The sequence below is a fragment of the Trichococcus flocculiformis genome, from assembly GCF_963662535.1.
GTDB classification, from domain to species: Bacteria; Bacillota; Bacilli; order Lactobacillales; family Aerococcaceae; genus Trichococcus; species Trichococcus flocculiformis.
Genome location: NZ_OY759718.1, coordinates 1,365,373 through 1,378,726, shown reverse-complemented (window position 1 = coordinate 1,378,726; position 13,354 = coordinate 1,365,373). Strand labels below are relative to the sequence as shown.

Below are 13,354 nucleotides of genomic sequence, written 5' to 3'. Positions count from 1 at the left end.
TATTATAACACAGCCTCGCCCCAACCCAAATATCTTGCTGAGCGAAGCGCCATTTTGCCCTCAGGATATCAAAAAAAACGCAAATATGATAAAGTTATGCTATAGAATAAAGTAGATAATGGACAGAAAGAGGTTGAGCCTATGACAGATTGTATTTTTTGCAAAATCGCGAACCACGAAATCCCGAGCAGCATTGTCTATGAAGATGATGTCGTCATTGCGTTTCTGGATTTATCCCAAGTGACGAAAGGTCATACATTGCTGGTACCCAAGAAGCATGTCGCTGATATTTTTGAATATGATGAAGAATTGGCGAAGGAAGTCTTTTCGCGCGTCCCTAAAATCGCACGCGCAATCGAACGTTCCAGCGATGACATTTTAGGGCTGAATATTCTGAACAATAACCGTTCTATAGCTTATCAATCCGTTTTTCATTCGCATATCCATTTCTTACCGCGTTATGAAGATTCGGACTCGGATGGTTTCGGTTTGAAATGGAAAACGCATGAAGGAAAATACTCACAGGAAGAATTGGCAAAAGTAGTAGCATCCATCAAAGAGAGTCTGGAGGAATAGATATGCGCTCATTTATGGAAGGAATAGTATTCGGTACGGTAGTCGGCGGTCTGCTGGGGTTGCTGAACACCCCGCGCAGCGGAAAAGAAAACCGCGCGAAAGCGAAAGCTTACCTTGAGGACAACACACTTGCGGTAGAGGATCTCAATGAGAGCGTTCAAGGTTTGCGCAAAGCGATCCAATCCTTGACCAACGAAGGATTGGCTTCCGTCAATGCCGTTTCAGAGGAAGTCACCAAATCGATTGAGAGCTTTACGCAACAGGCCCAACCAAGAATCAACCGCATCAACGATAAACTTGCCATTTTGACTGATGATATGGAAAAAGTCGCTGCAAGCATGGAATCGCAAATGCCTGCAACGACAGATGCCCCATCACAATAATGTACATTAAAAATACGACTTGCCAAATGCACACCGGATCATCGGTCATTTGGCAAGTCGTATTTTTTTTACTTCCTATCAAAAAGACTCCAATCAAGAAGCTCTACTTATTTTGAATATCATCTTGTTTAAACAGTATTTGGATTGGCATTTCCGAAAAAGACTCCGTGAGTACCTGTTCCACCGTCGCAGCCGCTGCCTTCAGTTTTGCCGCACCCGTTTCGGTTAAGGACGTATAGATGCTCCGCCGATCATGCTCGCAGACATTTCGCTCCAACGCACCACAGCCCTTAGCCTCAAACTTGCTGACCAGTCTCGATACCGCACTTTGGCTTAAGCCAACCTTTCCCTCCAAATCCTGGAGCTTCAGTTTTTGCTCCGGTTCCTGTGATAAGAAATAAAGGACATAGAACTCTTTCAGAGAAAGATTATGGTTTATCTGCAAACTTTTTTCCAACGCACCCTCGACTCTCAAATGAAAATTATTGATTTCCAGCCATTGGCAAAACGCAGAACTCATTTCACATTTCACAAAGTCCCCTCCATCTCTTTCGAATTATCAACTTATGATACCAAATATTGGCATTTTGAGCAATCTGCCGCGACTCGACGCGGATACTTTGTATACTTTCGGTTTTATCTGCAGATATGAATTTTCTGAGAAGTTTGCTAGCGTTTTTAAGGAATATTTTCCATAATCACGGCGTTTATGATATATTTATAGATGGTTATTCATGGGATAGATAAATAGAAATAGATTGGAAGTGCCACATTCATGAAGAAGAAATTAGCATTGACGTCCGTTGCTTTCTTGACGGCCATCACATTAGCAGGCTGTGCGACTGGCGAAACTGTCGCAACGACTCCAGCAGGCGATGTCACGAAAGATGAATTATATGAAGCAATGAAAGCCTCAATCGGTGAAACCGTCTTGCAACGTCTGATCTTGATCGACGTATTGAACGATGCGATCGGCAAGAATGAGTTGGAAGCAGAGACGGAAGCTGAACTGTTGACGACCATCCAACAATACGGCGGTGAAGAAACATTCAACTATATCTTGTCACAATCAGGCTTCGCAAATAAGGAAGAATACCAAGATGTTCTATATTTGAACAAACTGATCGAAGCAGCAGTAAGAGCTGAAACAACTTTCACGGATGAAGAAGTGGAGGCTTATTATGAAGCTTACCAACCACAAATCAACGTACAGCATATCTTGGTTGCGGATGAAGCGACTGCTTTAGACTTGATCAACCAGATCAATGAAGGCGCGGATTTCGCTGAATTGGCAAAAGCCAACTCGACTGATACCGGAACAGCTTCAAATGGCGGAGAAACAGGATTGTTCGGAAAAGGCGAAATGGTCGCAGCATTCGAAGAAGCTGCTTATGCGCTTGAAGTCGGTGAAGTGACACAAACACCAGTCGCTACCGAATACGGCTACCACATCATCAAAATGATCGAGAAGACAGAAAAAGGAACATTGGAAGAAGAACGCGAAAACATCGAGAAAGTGATGATGGACGAAAAACTTGCCGACAATGATTATCTGACATCCGTCATGTCCACAATCGTCCAAGCCGCGAACGTTGAAATCAAAGACGAAGACCTGGCAACAGCGATCGATCAATTCTTACCTGTTGAAGAAACTAGTTCATCAGATGCAACATCCGAAGCAACAACTTCAGAAGAGACTAGTTCAGAAGCAACTTCTGCAACTGAAGAAGCGGAATCAGCTACATCCGAATCTTCAAACTAATACCAATAACGTAAAACACGCAAGCTACCGGCTCTTGATTCCGGTAACTTGCGTGTTTTTATTATTGCCCTTCTTCAGAAGGTTGGACAAAGAGCGGCTTATAGAAGCTGCGGTTCTCCAACCCGAAAATGCGCTCGCTGAACGTTCCTGGCGTCGTGCGCAACAAAGCCGTATCGATCATATTGATGGAAGCATCCAAATTGTCCAGATGATGGATGATTTCGGCTTCCAGGAGATGCGGTGTTACCGGCGAGCCGAATTCCTGTTTGCCGTGATGCGCCAGAACAATGTGTTTCAACAGAATGACTTCTTCACTATCCTCATCGATGTTCAAAGAGAGACAGGCTTTGGTGATTTCTTCATCGATAAGGACGATGTGTCCGATCAGGTTCCCTTTCAGGGTATACTCTGTCGACATACTACCACTCAACTCAATCGTTTTTCCGATGTCATGGAGAATAACGCCACCGTACAACAAAGACTTATTGACTGATGGATAGTGTTGAATGACCGTTTTCGCCATCCGCAAAATCGAAACCGTATGGAAACCCAGTCCGCCCACGATGGCATGATGATGACGCTTCGCAGCGGGATACTCGAAAAATTCCCGTTGATATTTTTTGAGTATATGCCGGACAATCCGGTTGATCGGCGCGCTCGTGATCTCAAACAAAATTTGGCTGACTTCCTCCACCATTTCTTCCGATTTCAACGGAGCACGTTCCATATAAAGTTCAGGTCGGCTTGGTTCCCCTTCCCTAGCGAGCCTTAGCTTTGTGATGCGCAGTTGGGGATTGTTCTGATACAGTTCCCGTTTGCCGGTTACGGCAACGACTTGACCAGCTTGGAATTGCTGGATGTCCTCCTCTTTTGCGTCCCAGTATTTCCCATCGATCTGACCGCTGCGGTCCTGGAAAGTAAAGGCAATGAATTTCTTGCCGTTTTTCGCCAGACGGATATCCGCACTTTTGATCAGTACATAAATTTCAAAATTATCATCGATTTCATGTTCGTATATTTTTTTGGCCACCCCTACCAGCCCCTTTCACTCCTATTTTAACATGTATACTTGTTTCTGTGAAAATCGTTGAACACAGGCATCGTCAAACGTGAAAAAAAGTACCTGAACATTTTCACTAAGCTCCTCCAGCAAAGTAAACATGATATTCTTCCTGTCCTCGTCGAAGTTCACAAAACCATCATCAATCAAGATCGGCATACTGACGATATCAGCAGTGTTCTTGACAAACGCCAGCCGCAGCGCAATGTACAACTGTTCTACCGTCCCCTGCGACAATTCATTCGGGAAAAAGGTCGTTCCGTCCTGACGCTGCACCTTCATGCCGTTCTTTTGGAACGCGATGCCGGTGTATGCACCTTCCGTCAAGCGACTGAAGAAGGTTATCGTATCGTCGAGCATCAGCGGCAGGCGATCCTCTTTCCCGTACCGCAGTGCCCGTTCTATCCATTCTCCGGCGGTGACCAAGCCAGCCCACTCGACGGCAAGATCCCTCAGTTCGGTTTCAGCCAAAGCAAACTCCTGCAGCAAGGCACTGTAGATTCCGCCTTCTTCCAATTGTTCCAGCTGGTGCTTCAGTTCAACTTCCGTTCTTTGCAGTCTCGACAATTCGGCCTTCAGCTGCTGCATTTCCAAATCATTCTTTTCGTAAAGGGACATGCTTTTCTTCGCATCGCCGTATCGATCCAGGAGTTGCTCGCGGCCATTGACCTGTTCATCCAGAAATTCCTTGCGCTTGAGGTTTTGTTCTTGCTTCTCCTTCAACGCCAGCAACTGGTAGAACTCGGCTTCGGTCTTTGCGTTGGCCTGATCCAAGAGCTGCTGCCGCTGTCGATGGGACTCAGCAAGGTCGCGTTGGATCAGTTCCAACTCTTGCTGCAGTTCGTTGATTTTATCCTGAACATTTGCAGCCATGCTTTCTTCCAAAACGACGGCATTCAGTATCTCGGGGAAGCGTGCGGCCATTTCAGTGACCGTCAGATGTTCAAAATGGAAACGGCTGCGGATGAACGCAGTCTGCTCATTCCATTTGTCCACGGCGAGACTCAGATCGTCCATTTCGGCTTCCTGTTTGATGATCAGGGCGGACTTCTCCGCCAACACGGCACCGGGATCCAATTGCAGGAGTTCCGGTGCCGTCATGCGGGCCGGATAGCCTTTCTGCTGCAGGAAGATCTCCCATTCGGTTTTGAGTATCTTTCCGCGTTCCTCCAGCTCCTCACGATCGTTCAAAATCTCCAGGAATTTATCCTGCAACTCTTCGAGCTCCCTTGTTATTGCCGAGATCCTTTCGCGGACGGCAGCCTGCTTCAGAAATTGCTCCATCGTATTTTCGGGGGAGCCTTCTGGGGAGGCAACGTCCTTCGTTCGTGTCTGTTGTTTTCTTCTGGTCAGGATAGCACCACCGACAGCAAGCACAGCAGACAACGCCCAAGCAATTGCCCTGAAATCCGCCAGCACAAAGGACAGGACCAGAAATACAGCTGCAGCCACAAACAACAGGCCGAGCGGACTTTTTTTCGTAACTGCAGGCGTAGACCTCCTTTGGCTCGGCTGTTGCACATCGCTTTGCAGCGCCGCATAAGCATCATCAGCCAACTTCTCGTGTTGGAGACGCGTCTCTTCTTTCTGGAGCGTTTCCAGCTGCTCCTCATGAAAGCCGATGTTGTGGTCCAAACGCAGCAGTTGTTCCTCGATCTGTTTGAAGTCCTGGGCAAGCCGCTGCAGTCGGACGCGTTCTTCTTCCTTAAGCGGCTCCGGTGTGGGAAGGGCCAGATTCAACCCAAAGGCCATTTTTTGTTTGGCCAAATCGGCCTTGTTGTTGCTGACTTCATTTTCCAGATACGTGATCTTATTCAGATCCGCTTGCGTTTTGGCGACACTGTGCTGCAAAGCAGCAAAATCGGATTGGTGCTCTTTGTACCATTCCACGTGGACAAATTCGCCCAATTGTTTCTGCAGTTGCGCTAATTTTTCCTGAAGTTGCGTCTGCGCTTGGATCGAAGCGGCCATTCTTTCCTGCTGGCTCTGCCATTGGTAACGGGCATCTTCCGGCACTTCGCTGTAATCGACTGCCGTGATTTCCTTGTTCAGCCGTTTCCACTCCTGATAACTGTCCGCCAACCGTAAGCTCTCTGCGATTGCAGTTTGTTCCTGCTCCAGTTCCTGTTGACGGGCTAATAGTTCGGCCTGCTGTTTCTGACTATCCGACAAATGCAGCAGCGACGTTTCATACGTCGCATTTTTCGCTTTTGATTGCTGAAGCTTCCTTTGCAATTTTTCGGCAGCCTGTATCTTCTTGTTCAACGGTGGCACGCTGCCTGTCGGTTTGAAGCGTTTCGCCGCTTCGTCCCGGTATTCTTTCGCTAATTGCAGCAAGCGTTCACTCCCGCTGGTGCCGATGCTCAGCAGATAATGATTGAGATCTTCTTTTTGAGTTTTTTTCAAGGAAAGCAAGCTGTCTATTTTGAATGTATAAAGGGACTCGAAAGTCTCCCTGTCCATCCCCAATAAAAACCGCCCGAGATTTTTTGTCGTCTGCTGCACGCCATCCGCCAGCGTAACGACTGCTTGCCCCTTATTGCGGTCTTTCACCCGCTCCACGATGACATCACCGAACCGCGTGTCCGCCAAAAACAAGCGACCACCGTATGCTTGCGCTTGCTTCGGAACGTACAGATTCTGATCTTTCTTGCGGGCATTGGGGAACCCGAAGAGGATACTGTTGATGAAGGATGACAAGGTACTTTTGCCGGCTTCATTTTTGCCGTGGAAGACCTGCAGATCCTGCACATCATCAAAGGTTTGGTTTACCCATTTTCCGTAGCCGTATATTTCAATCTTCCGTATCTTCACTGTCTTCCTCCTCAAACGCGACGGCCTGCACGATCCTCTTTTTGGCAGCCGCCAACGCTTCCTCTTTGAAGCTTCGGTCTTTTTTTAAATCAGGGAAAGTTGTCCTGATGAGCGGATGCTGGAAAAAGTTGTCCAGCTGTTGATAGAATACGTCATCTCCGCTGATTTCCGTCCAACTTTTCGAAAAACTTTCCTTCATGACCTGATCGAACGAAAACAGTTCTTGTTCCGTATCGACTGCTATTTTCAACTGGTACAGGTAAATGAAAGGCTGTTCCAACCTTTGCCGGACACCGTCCAGTATTTCTTCGTCCTCGATTTTTTTGACGACATCGGGATGTAGCCCTTGGATGTCTGTAAACTGTAACGAAAACAGTACGCTCGATTCACTCATAGCACGATGCTGCTCCATACGTTCCTCGATGCGCGCAAGCACATCATTCAAAGTTTTACAGCCACGCAACGACATCATTTCTTTTTCCCAAACAATCGGCGCCGTTGGGAGAAAAGTCAATGTCGGTATCATTCCTTTCCGGAGTGTCACCAAATACGCACCTTTTGCTTCTGTCTCGTTCGGATTACGCCCTTGCGTATTTCCGCAATAGACGACAGGAGGAGCCTCCTGAAGCTGCTGTCTTTTGTGGATATGTCCCAAAGCCCAATAATCATAGTTTTTCGCGTTCAATTCGCCTAAAGAAAACGGCGCATAGACACCTTCGGAAGAGTTCAGTCCTTCAAGGTAGCCGTGCAGCATCCCGATGTGGTAATCCACTGTATGATTCCGGTTCGGATAATCGACAATCATCCGCTCTTCAACCCATCTGGACGGGTAACTGAAGCCGGTGATAGCCACCCGCTCACCTGCTTTCGTAGTCAAAATTTCGGTGGTGACCTCTTTTTCGAAGACAGTTACGTTTCCGGGAAGCTGCAGTTTAAGCGACTCCCTTCCGAGGAAATCGTGGTTCCCATGCGACAAATAAACCGGGATACCCGCCCGATCCAGACGTCCCAATTCATCCCTCAGAAAAGCCTGCGCCTTCACACTCTGATTCTCCTCATCGTAGATATCCCCGCTGATCAGGAAAAAATCGACTTCTGCCGAGATGGCTTGCGTCACCAATTCCCGAAAAGAAGCAAAAGTGGACTGGTAAATCGCATCAAAAAGTTGCGGTTCCAGCTGTTTGATTCCTTTAAAAGGGCTATCCAGATGGAGATCCGCTGTATGGATAAATGTAATCACAAGCTGTCCTTCTCTCTGCATTCTATGCTAAATCTGTTAAATAAGAAAAGCTGAACGGGTTCGTTCAGCCCTGATTAAGGAAACACTGTGACCTAATCGGTCAAGTGTATCATGCCTCTAAGCGATTGAAATCGCAAGAGTCATGACAATTTAGGAAATCTGTCCACGCAACGTTCCCTACGGTCACCTTGTACTGGGAGTCTAAGGGATGAATCCCAAAGACTCCCATGCAACTGAGCATCGTAGAGCGCAATTGCTGAGAGACTTTCTGCGTCAGCAGATTAGTCGAACAGTATGTCTTGGCTCGCAGAGACAAGAGGTTCCTTATTCTTTTTTCCGAAGGGCTTACCCGTGAAGCTAGCCATCTATATTGGATGCATGAAATATTTTGCAATCCTGTGAAAAACCTACGGTGACGCACTTTTGATTCTAAAAATTTTTATATGATCCTAGAAGCATCAAAAAAGCTGCACCATTTCTTCCAAATAGCGGATGAAGAACGTTGGATGGCATTGATCGGCAATGCGTTAGATCCTGTCCTTGTCTATCATCCGGCCATTCTTTCGGAAATGGTCACAGCTTGTCGTCAAAAATTAAGTTTTAATCTTGTGCAGGCGCGTATAGTTCTTGCAACGGTTTTGTGATGATGGCATTGATTTCTTCCATCAATTGGCTCAACTGTTGCTCTTTAGCCATCAAAGATTGGATAACTTCGTTGCCGGATGCTCTTTCAGCGATGGCCTGAGCAGAAGCCACATCGTCATCAGTGATCGCTTCGCCAGTCATTTGTTTTTGTTGCAGTCCTATTTGCACATTACGGAACTCATCAAACAATTCAAACGCAACTTGATCTTCTCTCATTGCAGTATAAGCTGCAGACAACTCGGTAAAAACAGAAGCCTCACGCAGATTTTTTTCCAACTCATAAGCTGTATCATAAATATTACTCATTATCTCATTCCTTCCATTCGCATATTACATAAACTATAACATTATCCGAACAATAAAGCCATCAAAAAACACGAAAATATGTTCTTATCAGAGCGTGAGAAAAGTCGTTTAGCTCCCCGTACGTTGGAGCATCCAGCTGCCGTTCACCTCTTTTGTGGACGACAGCTGGATGTGAAACGTTAGAGGTATCTGCGAATCAGAACGCGTTTGATAGAGCGTGATGATTCGCGTTTAGGGGATGAGCACTAAGAGGCTATTACGAGAACGGCCGCTTTTTGGCCGTGACGTAATAGCAGCTTAGGCGGAATCCCCTGCGAATCAGAACGCGTTTCCGCAGAGCGTGATGAATCCCGGGTAGAAATCGAGCACTAAGAGGACTACCACAATATACTCTGTTTGTCCGATTCTTCCGGCTTATCGGACAAACAGCTGGGCATTCACTCTCCGCTTGTCCGATTCTTCCGCCTTATCGGACAAACAGCAAGACATTCGCTCTCCGCTTGTCCAATTCTTCCGCCTTATCGGACAAACAGTAGGACATTCGCTCTCCGCTTGTCCGATTCCCTACAATTATCGGACATTCCTTCAACAAGCATTTAAAAAAAGACAAGCCGTCACAGCTTGTCTTCCCCTTAAATCAATTCTTACTGCCCGAAAGCCTCATTGGCCCAATCAAACAATTTTTGCGTACCCTCACCAAGGCTTTGACCGAACGAACCCATACCATTCATGAACTCATCCAATCCATTCTTCAGCCCATTTATGATGCCACTGTCATAGGTTTCTTCGGCAGCAGCGACAGCAAATTCGGTCTGTGGGCTGATCGACAGCAAAGCCCCCATCTCGGCACTGTACAGATTCGCCATCGTCTTACCGGCATTGTTCAGGTTGTGGATTTCATTGGTTTCGTCATACCCCAACCAGGTTGCGACGACTAAATCCGGTGTGTACCCTACCATCCATTGCGACTTGATATAGCCTGTTTCCCGGTCAAGTTCCGTCGTTCCGGTCTTCCCGGCAATCACCATACCATTCGATGGTTGCGCAGATGCCCCGGTACCGCCATCTGCATACACCCCCATCAGCATGCTCGTCATTTCCTCCGCGACTGCGGCTGTTGTGACGCGGTTTGTTTCCGGCTTCGTATTGTCCACGATCACCGCTCCGGTCGCATCGACAATCTTCGTGATGAAGCGTGCTTGCGTACGCACCCCTTCATTCACGAAAGTCGTATAGGCACTGGCTAGTTGCAACGGTGTCACGCCCTTGCTCATCCCACCGAGCGCAATAGCGCCCAAATTCTCATCCACTTCGCCGATCGAGATTCCGAAATCCTCCAGTTTGGAGATTCCTCTTTGGATACCCAGTTTATCCAACAGCCATACTGCAGATGTGTTCTTGCTCTCGGCAATCGCCTGGTACATCGGTAAAGTGTCATACAAGCTGTTGCGGTCATAGTTCGAAACAGAATAAGCATCATCACCGTAAGTCAAGGAATCATCGTCCATCACTTCCGCATCGACTTCGTATCCGGCCTCAAGAGCCGGTGTATAGACGGACAATGGTTTGATGGTCGAACCAGGCGCCATGGCCATCTGGGTCGCCCGATTAAAAGTCCGGAAGCCTTCGTAATAAGTTGCGCCCACGACAGCGAGCACATCCCCGGTTGCCGGCTCTAAAGCAACAGAGGCACTCTGTAAAGGCATTTCTTCTTCCGCAGTCGCCAGATTAGCATTCGCATAGGCATTATCCATCTGAAACTGATAATCCTGATCCAGACCGGTGTAGATTTTGTAGCCCCGGTTCAGCAGATCCTCTTCATCCAAGCCGTAGGTATTGACGGCCTCATCGATGACTGCATCGAAATAGTAGGGATAGTTGTAACTGCTGTTTGCATAATAGGTACCCACCACATTGATGTCTTCAGCCATTGCCGCATCAGCGGTGGCTTGATCGATGAACGCGTTGTCCGCCAACAGTTGCAGAACCGTGTTCCTTCTAGCAATGCTCGCTTCTTTATTGTCAATTGGATTGTAGTAACTCGGCGACTTCAGGATTCCCGCCAGAATCGCTGCTTCCGACAAGCTGACTTCACTCGCCGGTTTTCCGAAGTATTTCTGCGAGGCATCCTCGACACCCCACACCCCGGAACCGAAGTAAGCGTTGTTCAGGTACATCTCCAGGATCTCGTCCTTCGTGTATTTACTTTCGATTTCGAATGCCAAAAACAGCTCTTTTGCTTTGCGGATCAATGTCTGATCCAATGTCAGGTAGGCATTTTTGGCCAACTGTTGGGTAAGCGTCGAACCCCCACCGACAATATTACCGCCGTTCAGAACGAAACCGACAGCGGCACGGCCGATTCCGATCGGGTCAACACCGGTGTGCTTATAGAACCGTTTGTCCTCCGTTGAAACGACGGCAGTCTGGATATTTGGAGAAATCTGGTCGATCGTCACGAACGTCCCTTTCTGCGAATAGAGTTCCCCGGCTTCATTGCCGTAGCGATCGTAGATGACAGTTGTCTGTTCCAGACCTGCCTTGAGATTTTCGACATTGGCGGTCTTAGCCAAAAATACTAGATAGGTGCTGCTGATTAATGTCCCGATCAACAAGAACAAGATGATAAACTTGTTGATCCGGTATTTCCGCCAGAGGTTCTTGCGTTTCTCATTGAAACGGGCCCATCCGGCTTTCAACATTTCTTTAAATGGTTTATTTTGCATTTTTTCATCCTTCTTCATTTAATACATCCCCCCAACTTGCTGAATGCCTTTGCGGTGCGCGTGGCAGTGGAGACACAACCTAAGCTTTTCACATGAAAGCACATTGCAACAACAGATTCCGTATCATAGTAACAGGAATCGCTCAAATAAGAAACCGACTTAAGTCGCAGAAATGCTCTCGTATTGCAATTTCTCTATTTTGATTTATAATTTTAGCATAAGTATCGTTTTGAATTAACCGAATTTTGCTTAAATAATTATTAAGGTAGGTGGCACCAGTGGGACAGAACGCATCAGATGACAACCATCTGTAGACCAAAAGAATTTTCGAAAACGCGTATTTTCAGGGATTCTTTTGGTCGCTTTCATTTGTTTCAGCGTGAAACCAGAGATCTCGTGAAGAAATTTCCTATTCAGGATCATTATTTCACAGGAGGTGAAGTCTGCTCTCTATAAAGGAAGCAGGCAATCAATTATGTCAATTACAACCGGTTTACTATTATTTTTCCTCATTCTTTTCATTGCTTCTTTTTTCGTTATGTCCGAATATGTGCTCGTGAGGATCCGCCCTTCCCGGCTGGATTTCCTGGTTGAAGAAGGAAATCCGCAAGCAAAATTATTAAAAAATATGACCGTTAAACTCGACAGCTATCTTTCAGCGACGCAACTGGGGGTTACGATCACATCTCTTGCCCTTGGTTGGTTAGGGGATCCTACCTTTAAGCGCCTGTTCGATACGCTTTTCGGTAACTTGCCGATCCCCGATGCGGCCGCAACCATCCTGTCCTTTGTTGTTTCATTCTCTGTCTTGACTTCCATCCAAGTCATCATCGGTGAACTCGTTCCCAAAAACGTAGCCTTGAGCCGCACGGAGAAAATGGGCCTTCGTATCGCAAGACCGTTGAATATTTGGTACCGCGTGATGTTTCCCTTGATTTTTGTGCTGAATAAAACGGCTAACGGCATTTCCAAAGCGATCGGGATGAAAACGATCGGCGAATCGGACGACAATGTGTCCGAAGAAGAACTGCGCTTGATCATGAGTCAAAGCTTGAAGAGCGGTGAAATCAATCGTGAAGAGTATCAATTCGTGGAAAATGTTTTCAACTTCGATGAGCGGATGGCACGTGAAATCATGGTTCCCCGGACGGAAATCGTAGCGGTGGACTTCGATATGTCACTTAGCGATATCGCAAATGTGGTCCAACAGGAAAAATATACCCGCTATCCGGTCATGCGCGATGACAAGGATTCGATCGTAGGCGTCATCAACACGAAAGAAGTCTTTGCCGCCTTTGTCGAAGCCGTCCAGAATAAAGACGAAAGCAAATTCACCGTCACCGACTTCGTTCGTCCGGTCATCACGGTAATCGAGACGATTCCGATCAAGGAACTTCTGGTCAAGATGCAAAAGGAACACAACCAAGTCGCCATTCTGATCGACGAGTACGGCGGCACAAGCGGCCTTGTTTCGATGGAGGACATCGTGGAGGAAATCGTCGGTGACATCAGCGATGATTTCGAGACGAAAGATCAACCTGAATTCATCATGCTTGGCGAAAACCATTACCGCATCAGTGCCCGCATGTTGATCGACGATGTCAATGATCTGTTCGGCTTGGACATCGACAACGAAAACGTGGATACGATGGGTGGCTGGTTGCTGGACCAAAAGTATGACGTCAAGGAAGGCGAAGAAGTCGAATACCACGGCTACCGCTTCAAGGCGATCCAAAAAGAAAAAAATTCAATCATCGTCATCGATATTTTCACGACAAAGAAAATGAAGAACCAAGTCGAATCTGCAGATTCAGAAGAAACCGAAGTAACCGAATAAGTAAA

10 protein-coding genes are annotated in these 13,354 nt (G+C 47.0%); 4 read left to right on the top strand and 6 right to left on the bottom strand.

Annotated elements, in window-relative coordinates; all coding sequences use genetic code 11:
- Positions 1 to 141: 141 nt before the first annotated feature.
- Together ACKPCD_RS06660 and ACKPCD_RS06655 are read left to right on the top strand one after the other, a co-directional pair.
- Positions 142 to 576: an HIT family protein gene (locus tag ACKPCD_RS06660; RefSeq protein ID WP_321434443.1), complete on the top strand. Its 435-nt coding sequence runs from the start codon at positions 142 to 144 to the stop codon at positions 574 to 576.
- 2 nt (positions 577 to 578) lie between these two features.
- Entirely contained in the window at positions 579 to 959 is a 381-nt protein-coding gene (locus ACKPCD_RS06655) for a YtxH domain-containing protein (protein ID WP_276645605.1), read from the top strand.
- Between the two features lie 103 nt (positions 960 to 1,062).
- On the opposite strand, the gene ACKPCD_RS06650 is transcribed toward ACKPCD_RS06655, so the two are convergent.
- Positions 1,063 to 1,491, bottom strand: coding sequence for a MarR family winged helix-turn-helix transcriptional regulator (locus ACKPCD_RS06650; protein ID WP_321434442.1), 429 nt, complete (start codon positions 1,489 to 1,491; stop codon positions 1,063 to 1,065).
- A 243-nt stretch (positions 1,492 to 1,734) separates the two neighbouring features.
- Between ACKPCD_RS06650 and ACKPCD_RS06645 the strand changes: the two genes are divergently transcribed.
- Positions 1,735 to 2,721 carry a peptidylprolyl isomerase gene (locus ACKPCD_RS06645; RefSeq protein ID WP_321434441.1) on the top strand — a complete coding sequence of 329 codons (987 nt, stop codon included), beginning with the start codon at positions 1,735 to 1,737 and terminating at the stop codon, positions 2,719 to 2,721.
- Positions 2,722 to 2,782: 61 nt separating this feature from the next.
- Here the strand turns inward: ACKPCD_RS06645 and ACKPCD_RS06640 are convergent, their stop codons facing one another.
- The 5 genes from ACKPCD_RS06640 to ACKPCD_RS06620 all read right to left on the bottom strand — a co-directional run bounded on the left by ACKPCD_RS06640 (position 2,783) and on the right by ACKPCD_RS06620 (position 11,512).
- Positions 2,783 to 3,751 (bottom strand): 3'-5' exoribonuclease YhaM family protein, encoded by a 969-nt coding sequence (locus ACKPCD_RS06640; RefSeq protein ID WP_068559883.1) that lies wholly within the window; start codon positions 3,749 to 3,751, stop codon positions 2,783 to 2,785.
- 21 nt (positions 3,752 to 3,772) lie between these two features.
- Entirely contained in the window at positions 3,773 to 6,595 is a 2,823-nt protein-coding gene (locus ACKPCD_RS06635) for an ATP-binding protein (protein ID WP_321434440.1), read from the bottom strand.
- Positions 6,576 to 7,835: an exonuclease SbcD family protein gene (locus tag ACKPCD_RS06630; protein WP_321434439.1), complete on the bottom strand. Its 1,260-nt coding sequence runs from the start codon at positions 7,833 to 7,835 to the stop codon at positions 6,576 to 6,578. Before ACKPCD_RS06630 ends, ACKPCD_RS06635 begins: the two co-directional genes overlap by 20 nt.
- 600 nt (positions 7,836 to 8,435) lie before the next feature.
- A complete protein-coding gene (locus ACKPCD_RS06625; RefSeq protein WP_321434438.1) occupies positions 8,436 to 8,786 on the bottom strand; it encodes a YlbF/YmcA family competence regulator in 351 nt (116 codons plus the stop codon).
- Between the two features lie 644 nt (positions 8,787 to 9,430).
- Positions 9,431 to 11,512 carry a PBP1A family penicillin-binding protein gene (locus ACKPCD_RS06620; RefSeq protein WP_321434437.1) on the bottom strand — a complete coding sequence of 694 codons (2,082 nt, stop codon included), beginning with the start codon at positions 11,510 to 11,512 and terminating at the stop codon, positions 9,431 to 9,433.
- A gap of 475 nt (positions 11,513 to 11,987) precedes the next feature.
- On the opposite strand from ACKPCD_RS06620, the gene ACKPCD_RS06615 reads away from it, so the two are divergent.
- A complete protein-coding gene (locus ACKPCD_RS06615) occupies positions 11,988 to 13,349 on the top strand; it encodes a hemolysin family protein (RefSeq protein WP_321434436.1) in 1,362 nt (453 codons plus the stop codon).
- Positions 13,350 to 13,354: the final 5 nt, after the last annotated feature.